Source organism: Bacillus altaicus (assembly GCF_042136375.2).
Taxonomy (GTDB): domain Bacteria; phylum Bacillota; class Bacilli; order Bacillales; family Bacillaceae_G; genus Bacillus_A; species Bacillus_A cereus_U.
In genome coordinates this window covers 4,148,937-4,166,788 of sequence record NZ_CM143394.1, presented here as the reverse complement: position 1 = coordinate 4,166,788, position 17,852 = coordinate 4,148,937, and the positions used below count along the sequence as shown (strand labels likewise).

The following is a 17,852-nucleotide window of genomic DNA, read 5'->3' as shown; positions in this document are numbered from 1 at the left end:
ACCCCTTGAATATCAAGGGGTTTCAGTATGATCCCGGAGAGGCTCGAACTCACGACCTCCACCCTGTCAAGGTGGCGCTCTCCCTGCTGAGCTACGGGATCTTCAAAAATGCTATATATAATAGCATCTTTAATCATTATGCTAAAGTAATTATATATAATTAACTGAAATTTTACAATATTTTTATAATAAGTTTTTAAAGAGGGAGCATGTGCAAGTATACTAGTAGTGAATAAAGGGAGAATTAATAAGGAGAGAACTGAATAGAAAATAGGTTTTGAATGTAGCGGTTATATTATTTTCGATATTTATCTAAAGGATTTTCGTCACTTAGATCAACAAGTAAAGGACATAAGAATAGCAAAGGTAAAGCGGCGTTAGCATGATGAAAGGTATCATTAGACATATATTGTCTTCCGAAACAATACGGACAATCTTTTTCGAATGTTATGAGAAGCGACCATACATCTTTTATTTTCCACTTCGTTTTACAATATGTACAACGCGCCATGGAGTTCCTCCGCATTTTAAGGTATTTTTCTAATATATTCCATTTAATTGTACTAAAGTCAAGTGTATTTGGTGTGATATAATGTAAGTTGGTTTGTTTTTTTATATGGATGTATTCCGTAATTTATGACGAAATGAATGTAATGTGAGGATTATATAGTAAGAGATTTTCATTTTTAATATGCAAATTGGCCAATATATCCTTTTTACAATTTTTAAGAAATCATGTATAAAAGAAGTACAAGATATTTATAAATATTCAGGAGTAGAGGGAGAATAATTGTAATGGTAAGAAAAATGTTCAAGATGCGTGTGTCTAGAAATAGAACGATTTCGATTGATGGTTCGATTCTTGATGTGGATGTGACGCATGATGAGTTTTTGCAAGAGTTCGTTGAGTGGGTCGATTCTAAGGGTTGGTCGTTTATGGGTATGACGGATGAGATTACAGCTGAGGAAGCTGGGCAAAAGTTAATAGATTCGTTGATTGATGAGAAGGATAAGAAAGAGTAATTCCTTCTTATTTTTTATTGTATATTTATGTTCTTCATCGCAAAAGTGTGATATAGTAAAAAATAGTGAATATTCTTCCAAATTAATACAAATTACATATAGATTGGTAGAGTTATTTTATAGGATGTGAAAGTAAAGGGAAAAGGGAGAGTCATATGGTTAATTTTAAGAAAATTTCGGTTTTTATTATGGTTATTTGTTTATTTTTTTTGACACCTATGACGTTATATGCTGAGACGAATATTGGAGTAAATCCGGAGCAAGTGGCACCGCCACCTGCGGAAGGGCCGAATGTTTTTAGTCAGTTTGCGACTACGATTGATGCGAAAACAGGAGATGTGTTGTACGACAAAAATGCACATCATCGTGCGTTCCCTGCTAGTATGACGAAAGTGTTAACGGCGATTTTACTAATGGAGCATACGAAGCCAGAGGATCAATTTACGTTTTCACAATTAGCATTAGATCAAGAGAAGAGTAATTATCAAATTGAGTTTCAACCTGGTGAGACTATTAATAGAAATACTGCACTTATGATTTTAATGGTGCTGAGTGCGAATGATGTGTCGTATGCGATTGCGGAGCGTATTGGGGGAAGTGTTGAAAATTTCGCTAATATGATGAATGAAAGGGCGAAGCAATTAGGGGCTAAAGATAGCCATTTTGTAACGCCAAATGGATTGCATGATCCAAATCATTATACGACGCCATATGATATGGCGATGATTACGAGAGGTGTGCAAAAGTATCCTGAAATTTTACAAGCGATGAATACGAAAAGAACGACGGTTACGACATCTACGCAAATAGTTTCTATTTTTAATAAGTCTACTTATTTTGAAAATCCATATAGCATTGGTGGTAAGACAGGATTTACGAATGAAGCGCGCAATACGCTCGTTTTATTAAATGAGAAGGATGGGAATCGCATTATAAATGTAGTAATGGCTTCTCAAAGACCTGAAATTTATGAAGATTTGAAGCAGATGGCGGAATATTCTTTTGGGCAATTTACGAAGCAAACGGTACTAGATAAACATAGTTGGCATCAAAAGACAACGTATTTAAATAAAGATGTTGATTCTGAATTGGAAAAAAGTGCTGAGCTTATGCTAAAGAAGGATGAAGGGAAAAATGTGAAAACTACTTTCCGAGCGGCTCCATTAGATAAAGAATCTTTGTATCATAAAGGAATCCATCGTGGTGAGATAGTTGGTGCAGTTGATATTACGAAAAACAATCAAACAATTGCAACTATTAATGTTCTTTCAAAAGAAGATGTTACGTTTGCGATGCCTAAAAAAGATACAGTTGCACCTGAAGTAAAGGAATCCAATGTGAAAGTGATAAGTGTTGGGATAGGTGCGATTGTATTATTTGGAGCCATTTTATATGTAGTGCTGCGTCGAAATAAACAAGGAATGAAATCAGAAGAAAAATAAATTGCTAGTATGGAGACTGTGATGAGGTTTTGTCACGGTCTTTTTGTATGCATTTTAAAAGTTATTTAACTAATAATTGTAAATTTTCTTATTGCATTTCTGTATTGTTCGTTATATTATTTACTTGTGTTCTTGTTAAAGAACTAAAGTGGATATTACATATTTCAAATAATATAAAACAACAGAGAGGGAGAGAGACGATGAAATTAGTTTGGAAGATTATTAGCAACGTTATCTCATTTGTTTTATTTGCATTGATGGTTTTTTTAGCTTTTGTAGTTGTTTCGTCAAAAGCGAGTGGCGGGGATCCAACTGTGATGGGATATCAATTTAAATCAGTGTTATCAGGATCGATGGAACCGACATTTTTAACAGGATCAATCATTGCAATAGAGCCAACTAAAGATGGCTCTAAATATAAAAAAGGCGATGTTATTACGTTTAAAGAGAAAAATGACAAAATTATCACTCACCGTATTATCGGTGTGAAAGATACAAATGGAAAAGTAATGTATGAAACAAAAGGGGATAACAACAACGGACCAGATTTAGCACCAGTACTTGCAGAGAATGTAATCGGAAAGTATGCAGATATTACAGTTCCATACGTTGGTTATGGACTGAATTATGCGAGTTCAAAAGCGGGAGCAGCATTACTTCTTATTATTCCAGGAGTCTTTTTACTTGGTTATTCCGCGATTTCTATTTTTGGCGCTATTCGTAGCATCGACGGAGAAAAGAAAGATAAAAAAGTAGAACAATCCGTATAGTTAGTTTGGTTATATCTTCCTATTAGGAAGTTAACAAATATATATTATGGGGGATTTGGACATGACTTTAAAGAAAAAATTAGGAATGGGTATCGCATCAGCAGTACTAGGAGCAGCATTAGTTGGTGGAGGAACATTTGCATTCTTTAGCGACAAAGAAGTGTCAAACAATACATTTGCGGCTGGTACACTTGATTTAGCGGCAAACCCATCGACAGTTGTTGATGTATCGAATTTAAAGCCTGGCGATACAATTAAAAGAGATTTTAAACTAGAAAATAAAGGCTCTTTAGACATTAAAAAAGTTTTACTAAAAACAGATTACAAAGTAATCGATGCGAAGGGCGACAATAAAGATGATTTTGGTAAACATATTAAAGTAACATTCTTAAAGAATGTAGATAAGCATGAAACAATTGTAAAAGAAACAACGCTAGATAAATTGAAGGGTGACACACTTACAGCGGTAGACAATGATTTATCTGCTTGGTTCTGGGATGAAAAAGGTATTTCTGCAGGTAAGTCAGATAAATTTACAGTGAAATTCGAGTTTGTTGATAATAAAAAAGACCAAAATGAATTCCAAGGCGATAAACTAAATTTAACTTGGACGTTTGATGCACAACAAACAGAAGGTGAAGCAAGATAATAATAAAAAAGGGCTATCACATGGATAGCCCTTTTTCTATTTTTCTAGCATATGGCTATCATTTTGTATAGTTCTTTATTATAATAAAGATAATGTTCTGTATAAAGAACACATTGTTCGATGGGAGAGATTAAGATGCTGAAAAGACCGCGTAATTTAAAAAAGATGCTTATATTGCCGTGTGTGTGCTCTATTACGTTTTATTTAGGATCTCAAGTCATGACGCATACAGAAGCGGCATTTATTCATGAAACGAAAGTAGAAGCGACGCTTTCTACAGCAATTATATTTCCGAAAACAGTTAATACGTTAAAAGAGCAAGCTGAGCAACATAAACAGTTTATTGAGCATGAGTATGGAACAATGAAGGGGAAATTGAAAGCAACTTCTATTGAAGAAATAGAACAGGCAATTGTAGTATGGCAGCAAGGACGTGAGAAAATTACTTCTGAGAAGGAAGCTTTACAAAATGTATATACTGCAATAGAAACTCCTTATAATCAAATACAAGAAGAATTAAAGGGAAATAAAGATGAGTCGATTCAGCAAGTAGCTTTATATGTGAATGAAGGCTTTCGCAGTATAAAAGAGAAGCGCGATTATATTGAGAAAGAAGTTAGCTTGCAAGCTATTGATGAACAGATCCAGGCTCTCCAGCAACAATTAAATGTTGCAATTGAAGCGGAAGGGCAAAAGAAAGTAGAAGAACAGAAGAAAGTAGAAGAACAGAAGAAAGCAGAAGAACAAAAGAAAGCAGAAGAACAGAAGAAAGCAGAAGAACAAAAGAAAGTAGAAGAACAGAAGAAAGCAGAAGAACAGAAGAAAGCAGAAGAACAGAAGAAAGCAGAAGAACAAAAGAAAGTAGAAGAACAGAAGAAGATAGAAGAACAGAAGAAGATAGAAGAACAGAAGAAAGTAGAAGAACAGAAGAAGATAGAAGAACAAAAGAAAGTAGAAGAACAGAAGAAGATAGAAGAACAAAAGAAAGCAGAAGAGAAAAAGAAGGTAGAAGAACAGAAACAAACAGAAACAGCTAAGTAGCCTGAGCAAGTGATTTAATGAGAATGCTACTTCAACTAACCAATAATATTGTGGCTAGCACAACTTAGAGATTGTCATGAAAGAGAATAATGTATATAAGTGTGGGGGAGTATTTATCCTCGCACTTATTGTCTTGCTCTCGTGTGCTTCTAATAGAAAATGTGTTGGAATGAGATAAAAAATCTGAAAAATCAAAACAATATTGAGAAATAAAAATAATTGAAAATACTAAAAAAATATTGTTGTATTTATATAGGTTTGTTCGTTATAATGAACTTAAGGTTTTTAAAAAAGAACAAATATTAGCTAAGCTAATATAGTTTTAGTTACACCTCTTATTTTGAAATAAGAGATAAAAATACAAAAAACGGCTAGGGGGAATTGATTGTGAGTCTGAAAAAGAAATTAGGTATGGGAGTTGCATCAGCAGCATTGGGGTTATCTTTAATTGGTGGAGGAACATTCGCTTACTTTAGCGATAAAGAAGTATCAAACAATACATTTGCAGCTGGGACGTTAGATCTTACACTAAACCCTAAAACGCTTGTAGATATTAAAGATTTAAAACCAGGGGATTCTGTTAAGAAAGAGTTCTTATTAAAGAACGACGGTACTTTAGCGATTAAAGACGTTAAATTAGCGACAAAGTATACTGTGAAAGATGCAAAAGGTGATAATGCTGGTGAAGACTTTGGTAAGCATATTAAAGTGAAATTCCTTTGGAACTGGGATAAACAAAGTGAGCCTGTATATGAAACAACTTTAGCAGATTTACAAAATGTGGATCCAGATGTTTTAGCTAAAGACATCTTTGCTCCAGAGTGGGCAGAGAATGGTGGTCTAGCACCAAATTCAGAAGACTATCTATGGGTACAATTTGTATTCGAAGATGATGGTAAAGATCAAAATAAATTCCAAGGCGATTCATTGAACTTAGAATGGACATTCAATGCTAACCAAACAGATGGCGAAGAAAAATAATAAATAAAAAAAGCGGGGGATTCCCCGCTTTTTTTTATAAAGAAAAAAAGAAGTGCCCGTTTTAAGCACTCTTTCATATGTATTATTGTTGATTTTTCTTCCATTGTGTAAATTCGAGAAATTCACGAAACTGTTCTTTTGAGACACCAGAGCTCATCGCATCTTTAACGAGCTGTGTCCATTCGGAGTCTAGATGACTTTCCGTTGTTGTTTCATCGTGAAGTAAAGTATCAACTGGAATTTGTAGAACAGCTGCAATTTTTTCAAGAAACTGAATAGAAGGGTTTTTTTGTAAATTCCGTTCTATAGAACTAATGTAAGATTTAGCGACACCAGCTTTTTCGGCGAGTTCTGTTAATGAAATGCCTTTTTGTAAACGAAGGCGTTTTATACGTTCTCCTATCATATTTGCGCACCTTTCTATCAATATGTAGTCGTCTTATGATGTGATTATTATAACATAAACTTCGTTAAAAAGAACGAGGCTATTGAGCCTGGCTCGTATGCTTCATACGTTGAAAAAAGTGTTCAATATCTTGCAGGGCAATGCCAGCATCTAGAGCTTCAAGTATTAAATCAATCCATTCTTGATCTAGTGAGTCAGCCTTATCTTTGTACAAATGTAATTCCTCCCTAATTAGTGGTCATAATTGCTGCTACAGAATATATGATAATGCAATAGGATTTTGTATTTTATATAGTGAATTATCAAATATTTTGTAGATGAAACAAAGATAAAATCCCCATTAAATTCCCTCTATGGCGATTATAAAGTTTCTGGCAAATATTTTCAATATTTTCTGAAAACATTGTTGAATTGTGATATATTCGTATACTAACTATGAAATTTTTACAAATATATTAAAAAAATTACATAATATAACTAAATATTGAAAATATATTGAATTTTTAATAATATAGAGTATGTAATACATATTTTATATTAGGGGAGGCAATAAGGGATGAAAAAGAAACCATTTAAAGTGTTATCATCAATTGCTTTGACAGCTGTTCTAGGCTTGTCGTTTGGTGCTGGAAGCCAGTCTGTATATGCTGAAACGCCGGAGAACAAGACAGCTACAAGCCCAGTTGATGATCACTTAATCCCAGAAGAGAGATTAGCAAATGCGCTAAAAAAACGTGGGGTAATTGATTCATCTGCTTCAGGGACAGAAACAAAGAAAGCTGTCGAAAAGTATGTAGAGAAAAAGAAGGGTGAAAATCCTGGGAAAGAAGCGGCAAGTGGGGACCAACTTACGAAAGATGCATCTGACTTTTTAAAGAAAGTGAAAGATGCAAAGGCAGATACGAAAGAAAAATCAGAGCAGCCAGCAAACGGGACTACAGCAGGAACAGGTCCAGTTAGAGGAGGCTTAAATGGGAAAGTACCAACTTCACCTGCTAAGCAAAAAGAGTATAACGGTGAAGTTCGTAAAGATAAAGTACTTGTTTTACTTGTAGAGTACGCTGATTTCAAGCATAACAATATTGATAAAGAGCCTGGCTACATGTATTCTAACGATTTTAACAAAGAACATTATGAAAAAATGTTATTCGGTAATGAGCCATTCGCGTTAGAGGATGGAAGCAAAATCGAAACGTTTAAACAATATTACGAAGAGCAATCAGGTGGTAGTTACACAGTGGACGGAACAGTCACAAAATGGTTAACAGTTCCAGGTAAAGCTGCTGATTACGGTGCAGATGCTGGTACAGGTCATGATAATAAAGGACCAAAAGGACCACGTGATCTAGTAAAAGATGCATTAAAAGCGGCTGTAGATAGCGGACTTGATTTATCACAGTTTGATCAGTTCGATCAATATGATGTAAATGGTGATGGGAATCAAAATCAACCGGACGGTTTAATCGATCACTTAATGATTATTCATGCGGGTGTTGGACAAGAAGCTGGCGGTGGTAAATTAGGTGATGATGCAATTTGGTCACATCGCTGGACAGTTGGACCAAAACCATTCGCAATTGAAGGTACACAAGCGAAAGTTCCATATTGGGGCGGAAATATGGCAGCATTCGACTACACAATTGAACCAGAAGATGGCGCGGTTGGTGTATTCGCACATGAATATGGCCATGATTTAGGTCTTCCAGATGAGTATGATACACAGTATAGCGGTGATGGTGAACCGGTTGAAGCTTGGTCTATTATGAGTGGCGGAAGCTGGGCTGGTAAAATCGCAGGAACAACGCCAACGAGTTTATCACCACAAAATAAAGAGTTTTTCCAAAAAACAATCGGTGGTAACTGGGCGAATATCGTAGAAGTAGATTACGAGAAATTAAATAAAGGTATCGGTCTTGCAACATACTTAGACCAAAGTGTTACGAAGTCAGATCGTCCAGGTCTGATTCGTGTTAACTTACCAGATAAAGATGTAAAAGGAATTCAGCCTGCATTTGGTAAACAGTATTACTACAGCACAAAAGGTGATGACCTTCATACAACGATGGAAACGCCACTATTCGATTTAACGAAAGCAACGACTGCAAAATTCGATTATAAGTCATTGTATGAAATCGAAGCAGAGTACGATTTCCTTGAAGTACACGCTGTAACAGAAGATGGACAAAAAACGTTGATTGAAAGAATTGGTGAGAAAGCAAATAGTGGAAATGCAGCTACGACAAATGGAAAATGGGTTGATAAATCATATGATTTAAGTCAATTCAAAGGTAAGAAAGTGAAACTAGTATTTGAATATATTACAGACGGTGGATTGGCGTTAAATGGATTTACACTTGATAATGCGTCACTAACTGTAGATGGAAATGTTGCATTCTCTGATGATGCAGAAGGTACACCACAATTCAAATTGGACGGTTTCGTTGCATCTAACGGAATGGATAAGAAAAAGCATAACTACTATGTAGAGTGGAGAAACTATGCGGGTTCAGATAACGCATTGAAATTTGCTCGCGGTCCAGTATATAACACTGGTATGGTTGTATGGTATGCGGATTCAGCTTACACAGATAACTGGGTTGGCATACATCCAGGACATGGTTTCCTTGGTGTAGTTGACTCTCATCCAGAAGCAATTGCAGGAACTTTAAATGGCAAACCAACATTTACAAGCAGTACGCGATTCCAAATTGCTGATGCGGCGTTCTCATTCGACAAAACGCCAGCTTGGAAAGTTGTATCTCCAACGCGTGGAACATTCGTATACGATGGATTACCAGGGGTACCGAAGTTCGATGACTCTAAAAAGTATATTAATGAGCAGATTCCAGATGCAGGACGTATTTTACCGAAGCTTGGTCTGAAGTTTGAAGTAGTAGGACAAGCTGACGATAATTCTGCAGGTGCTGTTCGTTTATACCGTTAATACAGTAAAACTACCGGGAGATTTTCTTTCGGTAGTTTTTTTGTGAGCAATGAATTTTATATAAAGGGAAAAGTTATATATAATGTAACTTTAAGAATAGAAATTTGTTACATATGAAGTCTATATAAATAATGAAAGAATTGGATAAAAATAGTGGGAGAAGGTGAGTGCATGAGTATTTCCTCTATTGTAAATAAACAAAAGGAATATTTTTACAAAGGACATACGAGAAGTCTAGAGACGAGAAAGAATAATTTGAAGAAGCTTTATGAAGGAATTCAGCGTTTTGAGGATGAGATTTTTCAAGCGTTGAAATTAGATTTGAATAAATCAGTTCACGAATCATTTACAACAGAAATTGGATATGTACTAAAAGAGATTTCTTTTCAAATGAAGCATATTTCATCTTGGAGTAAACCAAAGCGTGTTCGCACAGCTCTTACTCATTTTGGATCGAAGGGGAAAGTGGTGCCAGAACCGTATGGTGTGACGCTTATTATCGCACCGTGGAACTATCCGTTTCAATTAGCAATTGCACCACTCGTAGGAGCATTGGCAGCTGGCAATACAGTCGTTTTAAAGCCGTCAGAGTTAACGCCAAACGTTTCAAAAGTGCTTACGAGAATGTTAGGTGAATTATTCCCAGAAGAGCTTGTATCGGTAGTAGAAGGCGGTGTTGAGGAAAGCACTGCACTTTTAAAGGAACCGTTTGACTATATTTTCTTTACAGGTAGTGTTGGTGTTGGAAAAGTTGTGATGGAAGCAGCGGCAAAAAAATTAACGCCTCTTACGTTAGAGCTTGGCGGGAAAAGCCCATGTATTGTACATAAAGATGCAAAGCTAGATGTAACCGCAAGACGTATCGTTTGGGGCAAGTTTTTGAATGCTGGGCAGACGTGTGTAGCACCTGATTATATGTACGTTCATTCTTCAGTGAAAGAGCAGTTAATCGAGGCATTACGACATGAAATCGCAGAGCAATATGGAAAAGATGCTTTACAAAATGACAATTATGTACGAATTGTGAGTGAGCGTCATTTTGAACGTTTATGTACATTTTTACAAGACGGTAAACCTGTGATTGGCGGGAATTATACGAAAGAAACATTACACATCGAGCCTACAGTGTTAACGAATGTTACATGGCAAAGTGCTGTTATGGAAGATGAAATTTTTGGGCCGATTTTACCAATTATAGAATATGACAAAATAGAAGAAGTAATTGAAACGATTCAGCACCATCCAAAGCCGTTAGCGCTATATGTATTTTCTGAAGATAGAAAAGTGCAAAAGAAAGTGACGAGTAATATTTCATATGGCGGAGGATGTATAAATGATGTCGTATATCATCTTGCAACGCCATATTTACCTTTTGGGGGTGTTGGGAGCAGTGGATTAGGCAGCTATCATGGTGAACAAAGTTTTCGGACTTTTTCCCATTATAAAAGCATTTTGTCCCAATCTACAGCATTCGACATGAAAATTCGTTACTCTTCTACAAAAAGTGCTTTAAAATTCATACGAAAGTTGTTAAAATGATGATGGTGTTTATCAGTAGGCGTAGCCGTATGATAAAAACCCCTTCGCAACTGAAGGGGTTTTTCTGTTCGACATATGTATCATGCAAAAATGAATCAAACATACTACATAAAGAATAGAAGAGAACGCTGCTAAACAACCATTTTTGTTTGGATCGAAACAAAAAATAGTCTATAGAAAATAAATATTTATTCATGAATATAAAAATTAAAATTTAAGGTAGATAGGACGGGAAAATGAAAAAGATTATTAAAGTTGAAGCAGTAGAAAAACATTTTGGAAATCAAGTGATTATCCCCCCTCTTTCTTTAGATATTAAAGAAGGAGAATTTTTAACAATTTTAGGACCGAGTGGTTGCGGGAAAACGACTTTACTTCGTATGATCGCAGGATTTGAAACGCCAACTAAAGGGAATCTTTTATTAGATGATGAAAAGATTAACGATTTGCCGCCATACAAGCGTCATATGAATTTAGTGTTCCAACATTACGCACTATTCCCACATATGAATGTTGAAAAAAATATTTGTTTCGGTATGAAAATGCAAAAAGTATCAGCAGCAGAACAGAAAGAACGTGCGGAAGAGGCAATGCGTTTAACGCAGTTACTTGAGTTCCGTAATCGTAAACCTACGAAGCTTTCTGGTGGACAGCAGCAGCGTGTAGCAATTGCAAGAGCAATTGTAAACAACCCACGTGTATTACTATTAGATGAGCCACTTGGAGCGCTTGACTTTAAGTTAAGAAAAGATTTGCAACGTGAATTGAAAAACTTACAACGTAATTTAGGAATTACGTTCATATATGTAACGCACGATCAAGAAGAAGCGATGAGTATGAGTGATCGTATTGTCGTTATGAATAAAGGGCATATCGAACAAGTCGGCACGCCTAAAGAAATTTACAATCAACCGAAAACATTGTTCGTTGCGACGTTCATCGGTGAAAATAATATCGTGAAAAATGGGGGAAACTACGTAGCAGTTCGCCCTGAAAATGTAAAAGTTCGCTCGGTTGAAGAGCCAATTTTAAAAGAATACCACCTTGGGCATATTGAAGATATTGAATTTGTTGGAAATATGGAAAAGCTATATGTACGTGAGGAGAAAACATCGGAATTACTAATGGCATACCAAACTGCTGAAGAAGCAACACAGTGGAGCATTGGAGATAATGTATATGTAGGCTGGGGGCAAGAGGACGAGGTGACCTTAAATTGAAGAAAGGGAAATTACTCGCATTACCTACAGTCGTATGGCTGTTACTCTTCTTCCTAATTCCACTTCTGTTCGTATTAGCATTTGCCTTCATGCAGCGCGGAGCATACGGGACAGTGGAAATGAAATTTACATTAGATAACATAGCGCGTGTGTTTGATCCATTATATATGGGGACGTTATGGGAAACAGTGAAAATTGCGGTTATTACGACAGTACTATGTTTATTAATCGGTTATCCATTTGCCTATACAATTACAATTGTTGATCGTAAATATCGTTCTATCCTTCTATTATTGGCAACGATTCCGTTCTGGATTAACTTTCTTGTTCGTTCATACGCATGGATTGTTATTTTACGTTCACAAGGACTTGTAAACACATTGCTATTGAAACTAGGTATTATTAGTGAACCTTTAAATCTGTTATACAATACACCTTCTGTAATACTCGGAATGGTATATTCTTTATTACCATTTATGATTTTACCAGTGTATGCAGCAATTGAGCAGCTTGATAAGCGTAAGCTAGAGGCAGCTTATGATCTAGGAGCAACACCAGTAAAGGCATTTTGGAATGTAACAGTACCGATGACGATGTCAGGGATTACTACTGGTTCTATTTTAGTATTCGTTTCCTCTATCGGAATGTTTGTTGTATCAGACGTTATGGGTGGATCGAAAGTAGCATTAATCGGAAACGTAATTCAAAACCAATTCTTAGGTTCACGTGACTGGCCGTTTGGTTCTGCGTTATCTATGATTGTTGTTCTATTCTCTGTTCTGTTAATTTACTTATATTATCGTGCAACGAAAGTATATAAATATGATGGAAACGGAGGGGAATAGGCAAAAATGAAGAAGTTTTTAGTTTCTTATTCTTGGTTAATCTTATTGTTTTTGTATTTTCCAATGATGGTTTTAATGGTATATTCCTTCAACGATTCTCGCATTAATGCGGAATGGGAGGGCTTTACACTCCATTGGTATACAGATTTATTTCAAAAACAAGATGTTATTGATGCGTTTGTAAATAGTATTACGATTGCTCTGATAACGACAATTGTGACGACAGTTCTTGGTGTAATTTTTGCTATTGCATTACACCGTTACAAATATCGTTTTGAAGGGGCCATTAACGGTCTTGTATATTTACCAATTTTAATTCCTGATATTTTAATGGGATTATCTTTACTTATCCTATTTAGTCAATTAGGTATGGAACTTGGAAAAACAACAATTATTATTGCACACATTACATTCAGTATTTCATTTGTTGTTGTTATTTTAGCGGCACGTCTTTCTGGTATGGGACGTGATTTAGAAGAGGCTGCAAACGATTTAGGAGCAACGCCGTGGCAAACGTTTCGTTATGTAACGTTACCAGCAATTGCACCAGGAGTTATTTCAGCCGCATTATTAACATTCACATTATCGATTGATGATTTTGTAATTAGTTTCTTCGTATCAGGACCAGGATCAACAACATTGCCATTATACATTTATAGTATGGTTAAGCGCGGAGTATCACCTGAAATTAATGCTCTTTCTACAATATTAATTGTTGTAATTGTAGGATTAATGGTGCTATCGGAAATCTTCCGTAATAAAGGTGCAGACGGTGAAGAAAACTCTGGAGGACACCTTCCTTTATAATACGAATGATATAGAAAGAACGAGGAGGCAATAAACCGATGAAATTAGTGAAGAGATTAGCTGGTATAGCAATTAGCTTCAGTCTTGCTGCAGGTGTACTTGCTGGTTGCGGTGAGAAAAAAGAAGAATTAAACATTTATAGCTGGGCTGACAATTTTGATGAGCAAGTTTTAAGAGATTTTGAAAAGAAATATAACGTGAAAATTAACTATGATAAATATGCAAGTAATGAAGAAATGCTTGCGAAATTACAAGCTGGTGGCGCAACATATGATTTGATTCAGCCGTCTGATTACATGGTGAAAACGATGGCGAAGATGGACTTATTGGCACCTTTAGATAAGAAGAACATCCCGAACATCGAGAATCTTGTTTCTAACTTTAAAACACCTGCGTTTGATCCAGAGAATAAGTATTCTTTAGTATATACTTGGGGTGTAACAGGAATTGCATACAATAAAAAGTATGTGAAAGAAGCACCTACAAGCTGGAATGATTTATGGAACGAGAAATATAAAGGACATGTTACTTTATTAAACGATTCTCGTGAAGTATTAGGAATGGGACTTAAGAAAAATGGTTTCTCTAATAGTACGAAAGAGGATGCACAGTTAAAGACAGCGTCAAATGATTTACAGAAGCTACTTCCAAACTTATTAGCATTCGATACAGATAACATTAAACAAAAATTCATTACAGAAGATGCTTGGATCGGGACAGTTTGGTCTGGAGACGCAGCATTCATCGCGAAAGACAATAAAGATGTAGGATACGTTGTACCAAAAGAAGGCGGCACAATTTGGGCTGATACGTTAGCAATTCCAAAAGGTGCGAAAAATAAAGAACTTGCAGAGAAGTTTATGAACTACTTATTAGATGAAAAAGTAAGTGTGAAAAACTACGAGTCAATTGGTTACAGTAATCCAAATGAAAAAGCTCATCCTCTTCATAGTAAAGAATATCGTGATAATCACATGATCTTCTTAACAAAAGAAGAATTAGATCGTACAGAATGGCTTGTTGATGTAGACGATAAGTTAAAAGACTACGATCGCTACTGGACAGAGCTGAAAACAAAAGGTAAATAAGTAAGGAAATGCGGTTTCTAAAGTAGAAATCGCATTTTTTCATAGTAGGAGGAAATCGATTGAAGAAAAAGTTACATCAGTATGAGTTAATGTGTATCGTTTTATTGTTTGTTCTATTTAGCATCATCGCTTGGAGGGTACATGTAGGTGGTGTTACAATGATGGATACATACGTACGTGATATGGTAAAAGGATTACAAACGGAAAGCTCACTTACATTCTTCTCCCACTTGACAAAGCTAGGATCTGCAGTTGGAGTTATAACGACACTAATTATAAGCTTGTTCGTTTTTTGGAAAAAGCGTTATTATGCTGCTATGATTGTGTATCCAATGGCTATATTAACGACACACCTTGTTAATAAGGGGATAAAAGAAATTGCAAAAAGAGACCGCCCATCATTAAATGAGGCACTTGACGCACTTGGGTATAGCTTCCCAAGTGGACATGCAATGCTATCTATCATAACATTCGGTTTTCTTGCCTATATCATTGCTGCGAATTTGAAAAGTACAGCTGGAAAATGTGGTATTACGATTTCGATGGGCATATTAATTATATTGATTGGATTAAGTAGAGTTATTTTAAATGTTCATTACCCAACTGATATTTTAGCTGGTTATTGCGCAGGGGGCATTTTGTTAATCATCGCAATTTATTGTCATCGTTTACTCACCGAGAGATTGGGACTTAATAACGAGAGATAGAAAAACTAGTATTATAGTTTTTCTAGACGTTTTTTGTTTATGGGGGGATGTGATACAGTATAAATGATAAGTAAATTATATAAAGTAGGTGAAAATGTGTGAAGACAAATGTACATAAAATTGATAAGTGGGGGAAGTTAGGAACTTTTTTGTATCAATTTCGTTATACAGTAATTGTAGCATTACTACTACTTGCGATAGTGCTCGGTATTTTTGCTCCAAAACTTCCAGGAGTATTGGGCGGTGATGGTTTCCAAACAGAAGGGGATTATCAAAAGACGAAAGAAATTTTAGATAAAGATTTTAAGCAATCTCAAGATACACTTTTACTCGTTTTTGAGAAGGAAAAGAATACTTCGCATGAGGATTTCCAAAAGCGTATAGAGGGGATAATAAATCAAATTCAAGAGACGGAAACATACGAATCTTTCCATCATCCAATGCAAAATAAAGAGATGTTACAAGATGATATCGGTTATGCGACGATTTTATTTTCCGGGAAAACAAATAAAGAACGAATGGAAAAGACATTACAATTCGCCGAAAAAATCGAGAAGGAAAGTAATAGCGTATTAAAATTAACACCGACAGGATATCCGAAAATTAATCAAGAGATTAATGAAAGAACGCAAAATGATTTAAAAGTAGCAGAGATGATTGGATTACCTATTGCATTTCTCGTACTATTATTCTCATTTGGTAGTCTGCTTGCGTCTATTTTACCGATTATAAATGGCGCGCTAAGTGTAATTAGTACGATGGGGATTTTATATTTTATAGGTAGTGAAAAAGAGCTATCTATTTTCGTGTTAAATGTTGCGCCGATGATTGGGCTCGCATTATCAATTGATTTCGCACTGTTATTTGTAAATCGCTTTCGAGAGGAAGTTGCGAAGAGAACTGTGAAAGAAGCGATAGCAATTACGTATCAAACGGCAGGGCGTGCTATCGTATTTTCAGGGTTATGTGTATTCGTCGGTTTATCAGGCTTATTTTTCTTTAAGATAGATTATATTCAGTCTGTGGCTATTAGCGGGATGATTGTCGTTATTATGAGTATTTTGTTTTCGCTCACACTTCTTCCGGCACTATTATCTTTAATTGGTAAAAGGATATTGAAAAAGAATCAGGCGGCGCCTACGCCATCAAAGGTATGGCGTAAATTTGCACAGTTTGTAATGAAACATCCAATTGTCATGATTATTGTTGTTATAATATTTATTGTTATTTGTTTATTACCGCTACGTACAGCTAACTTGCAGTTTCCTGGTGTTGAAGCTTTACCTGAAAAGAGTGATACGAGAGTTGCATTTGAGAAGTATGAAGAAGCCTTTAATAAAACTGTCCAAACACACGCTGATGTTACATTAGTAGTAGAGACGAAGAAAGATATAACAGAAAAAGAAAGTTTACAAAAGATAGAAGCTGTTGTTCAAAAGTTAAAAGATGATAAGCAAGTATATAAGGTGAAAAGTGTATATGACGGGCTAAATGGAATGAAAGCAGATCAAGTTGCTGGAATATTGCAGTCGCCAGAAGCGGCGAAAATAGCTCCTGTATTTGAAGCGTATACGAAAGGAAATAAAACAACAATGGAAGTCTTTTTGGATACGAAGCCAAGTACAGAAACTGCAAAACAATGGGTTCGTGATTTTAAAAAGAATTATAAAGAAAATGATGTTACTTATTATATGGGCGGTATGACAACGTTCCAGCAAGAGTTAGAAGATGAAATTAAAGATAAAGTTGCAATTGGTATGTCTGTTATATTTGGATCAACCTTTGTTATTTTATTATTCGCATTCCGCTCTATACTCATTCCAATTAAAGCTATTATTATGAACGTACTTAGTTTAAGTGCAACAATAGGAATTGTTATTTGGTTATTTGAAGGTGGTCATTTCGGATTAGAAGAGAGTTCCGTTTTATTTGTATTACCAATCTTTATTTTCGGCCTCGTATTTGGGCTTAGCATGGATTATGAAGTATTTCTTATTTCACGTATTCATGAGCTATACGAGGAAACAGGAGATAACAATCAAGCAACGCTAGAAGGACTTGTATCGACAAGTAGAATCATTACGTCAGCTGCTTTAATTATGATTGTTGTTACCGGTGCGTTCGCCTTTACTGATATTTTACCAGTAAAGCAGATGGGGATTGGGGTTGCATTAGCAATATTTCTTGATGCAACAATTATCCGTCTTATGCTCGTACCAAGTTTAATGAAATTGTTTGGGGATTGGAACTGGTGGCTACCATTTCGAAAGAAAAGAGAAAAATCATCATAAAAAATACTCATCTATAAGGTGAGTATTTTTTATGAATAGCAGGGCCCATATTTTGCGCATAGTATGTGATAAGAACATTACATACAAGTAGGTGAAGGC

Annotated in this window: 17 protein-coding genes and 1 tRNA gene; 14 read left to right on the top strand and 4 right to left on the bottom strand. The window is 35.6% G+C overall.

What is annotated here, in order from left to right:
- Positions 1 to 28 precede the first annotated feature (28 nt).
- A tRNA-Val gene (locus tag ACE38F_RS21565) sits at positions 29 to 101 on the bottom strand.
- Between the two features lie 194 nt (positions 102 to 295).
- Positions 296 to 511 (bottom strand): hypothetical protein, encoded by a 216-nt coding sequence (locus tag ACE38F_RS21560; protein ID WP_375369866.1) that lies wholly within the window; start codon positions 509 to 511, stop codon positions 296 to 298.
- Positions 512 to 795: 284 nt separating this feature from the next.
- Between ACE38F_RS21560 and ACE38F_RS21555 the strand changes: the two genes are divergently transcribed.
- The 6 genes from ACE38F_RS21555 (at position 796) to calY (ending at position 5,906) form a co-directional block, all read left to right on the top strand.
- Positions 796 to 1,023, top strand: coding sequence for a hypothetical protein (locus tag ACE38F_RS21555; protein WP_375369865.1), 228 nt, complete (start codon positions 796 to 798; stop codon positions 1,021 to 1,023).
- A gap of 155 nt (positions 1,024 to 1,178) precedes the next feature.
- A complete protein-coding gene (locus ACE38F_RS21550) occupies positions 1,179 to 2,465 on the top strand; it encodes a D-alanyl-D-alanine carboxypeptidase family protein (protein ID WP_375369864.1) in 1,287 nt (428 codons plus the stop codon).
- A 200-nt stretch (positions 2,466 to 2,665) separates the two neighbouring features.
- Positions 2,666 to 3,235: a signal peptidase I SipW gene (gene sipW, locus ACE38F_RS21545; protein ID WP_016104223.1), complete on the top strand. Its 570-nt coding sequence runs from the start codon at positions 2,666 to 2,668 to the stop codon at positions 3,233 to 3,235.
- A gap of 61 nt (positions 3,236 to 3,296) precedes the next feature.
- A complete protein-coding gene (locus ACE38F_RS21540; RefSeq protein WP_375369862.1) occupies positions 3,297 to 3,884 on the top strand; it encodes a TasA family protein in 588 nt (195 codons plus the stop codon).
- Between the two features lie 135 nt (positions 3,885 to 4,019).
- The gene (locus ACE38F_RS21535; RefSeq protein WP_375369861.1) at positions 4,020 to 4,925 is read left to right on the top strand and encodes a DUF4047 domain-containing protein; all 906 of its coding nucleotides are present in this window, start codon (positions 4,020 to 4,022) and stop codon (positions 4,923 to 4,925) included.
- Positions 4,926 to 5,312: 387 nt separating this feature from the next.
- Complete coding sequence (calY, locus tag ACE38F_RS21530) at positions 5,313 to 5,906, top strand: biofilm matrix protein CalY (RefSeq protein ID WP_215555630.1); 594 nt, start codon at positions 5,313 to 5,315, stop codon at positions 5,904 to 5,906.
- An 82-nt stretch (positions 5,907 to 5,988) separates the two neighbouring features.
- Here calY and ACE38F_RS21525 read toward each other — a convergent pair whose 3' ends face one another.
- Both ACE38F_RS21525 and ACE38F_RS21520 read right to left on the bottom strand, forming a co-directional pair.
- Positions 5,989 to 6,312 carry a helix-turn-helix domain-containing protein gene (locus tag ACE38F_RS21525; RefSeq protein WP_002011473.1) on the bottom strand — a complete coding sequence of 108 codons (324 nt, stop codon included), beginning with the start codon at positions 6,310 to 6,312 and terminating at the stop codon, positions 5,989 to 5,991.
- Between the two features lie 79 nt (positions 6,313 to 6,391).
- Positions 6,392 to 6,526, bottom strand: coding sequence for an anti-repressor SinI family protein (locus ACE38F_RS21520; protein WP_002011474.1), 135 nt, complete (start codon positions 6,524 to 6,526; stop codon positions 6,392 to 6,394).
- A 342-nt stretch (positions 6,527 to 6,868) separates the two neighbouring features.
- On the opposite strand from ACE38F_RS21520, the gene inhA1 reads away from it, so the two are divergent.
- The 8 genes from inhA1 (at position 6,869) to ACE38F_RS21480 (ending at position 17,753) form a co-directional block, all read left to right on the top strand.
- Positions 6,869 to 9,256, top strand: a complete 2,388-nt coding sequence (gene inhA1, locus ACE38F_RS21515; RefSeq protein ID WP_002188852.1) for a M6 family metalloprotease immune inhibitor InhA1 — start codon at positions 6,869 to 6,871, stop codon at positions 9,254 to 9,256.
- 171 nt (positions 9,257 to 9,427) lie between these two features.
- Positions 9,428 to 10,795 (top strand): aldehyde dehydrogenase, encoded by a 1,368-nt coding sequence (locus ACE38F_RS21510; protein WP_375369860.1) that lies wholly within the window; start codon positions 9,428 to 9,430, stop codon positions 10,793 to 10,795.
- A 236-nt stretch (positions 10,796 to 11,031) separates the two neighbouring features.
- Positions 11,032 to 12,015, top strand: coding sequence for a spermidine/putrescine ABC transporter ATP-binding protein PotA (potA, locus tag ACE38F_RS21505; RefSeq protein ID WP_375369859.1), 984 nt, complete (start codon positions 11,032 to 11,034; stop codon positions 12,013 to 12,015).
- On the top strand, positions 12,012 to 12,860 hold the full coding sequence (potB, locus tag ACE38F_RS21500) for a spermidine/putrescine ABC transporter permease PotB (protein WP_002126118.1): 849 nt from the start codon (positions 12,012 to 12,014) through the stop codon (positions 12,858 to 12,860). Before potA ends, potB begins: the two co-directional genes overlap by 4 nt.
- 6 nt (positions 12,861 to 12,866) lie before the next feature.
- Positions 12,867 to 13,667, top strand: coding sequence for a spermidine/putrescine ABC transporter permease PotC (potC, locus tag ACE38F_RS21495; RefSeq protein WP_215555633.1), 801 nt, complete (start codon positions 12,867 to 12,869; stop codon positions 13,665 to 13,667).
- Positions 13,668 to 13,705: 38 nt separating this feature from the next.
- Positions 13,706 to 14,755 (top strand): spermidine/putrescine ABC transporter substrate-binding protein PotD, encoded by a 1,050-nt coding sequence (potD, locus tag ACE38F_RS21490; protein ID WP_341307354.1) that lies wholly within the window; start codon positions 13,706 to 13,708, stop codon positions 14,753 to 14,755.
- A gap of 59 nt (positions 14,756 to 14,814) precedes the next feature.
- Entirely contained in the window at positions 14,815 to 15,462 is a 648-nt protein-coding gene (locus ACE38F_RS21485; RefSeq protein WP_375369858.1) for a phosphatase PAP2 family protein, read from the top strand.
- 98 nt (positions 15,463 to 15,560) lie between these two features.
- Complete coding sequence (locus ACE38F_RS21480; protein ID WP_375369857.1) at positions 15,561 to 17,753, top strand: MMPL family transporter; 2,193 nt, start codon at positions 15,561 to 15,563, stop codon at positions 17,751 to 17,753.
- The last annotated feature ends 99 nt before the right edge of the window (positions 17,754 to 17,852 follow it).

Coding starts and splice junctions, on each gene's coding strand:
- ACE38F_RS21560 (WP_375369866.1), bottom strand. CDS start 511: ATGGCGCGTTGTACATATTGTAAAACGAAGTGGAAAATAAAAGATGTA.
- ACE38F_RS21555 (WP_375369865.1), top strand. CDS start 796: ATGGTAAGAAAAATGTTCAAGATGCGTGTGTCTAGAAATAGAACGATT.
- ACE38F_RS21550 (WP_375369864.1), top strand. CDS start 1,179: ATGGTTAATTTTAAGAAAATTTCGGTTTTTATTATGGTTATTTGTTTA.
- sipW (WP_016104223.1), top strand. CDS start 2,666: ATGAAATTAGTTTGGAAGATTATTAGCAACGTTATCTCATTTGTTTTA.
- ACE38F_RS21540 (WP_375369862.1), top strand. CDS start 3,297: ATGACTTTAAAGAAAAAATTAGGAATGGGTATCGCATCAGCAGTACTA.
- ACE38F_RS21535 (WP_375369861.1), top strand. CDS start 4,020: ATGCTGAAAAGACCGCGTAATTTAAAAAAGATGCTTATATTGCCGTGT.
- ACE38F_RS21525 (WP_002011473.1), bottom strand. CDS start 6,312: ATGATAGGAGAACGTATAAAACGCCTTCGTTTACAAAAAGGCATTTCA.
- inhA1 (WP_002188852.1), top strand. CDS start 6,869: ATGAAAAAGAAACCATTTAAAGTGTTATCATCAATTGCTTTGACAGCT.
- ACE38F_RS21510 (WP_375369860.1), top strand. CDS start 9,428: ATGAGTATTTCCTCTATTGTAAATAAACAAAAGGAATATTTTTACAAA.
- potA (WP_375369859.1), top strand. CDS start 11,032: ATGAAAAAGATTATTAAAGTTGAAGCAGTAGAAAAACATTTTGGAAAT.
- potC (WP_215555633.1), top strand. CDS start 12,867: ATGAAGAAGTTTTTAGTTTCTTATTCTTGGTTAATCTTATTGTTTTTG.
- potD (WP_341307354.1), top strand. CDS start 13,706: ATGAAATTAGTGAAGAGATTAGCTGGTATAGCAATTAGCTTCAGTCTT.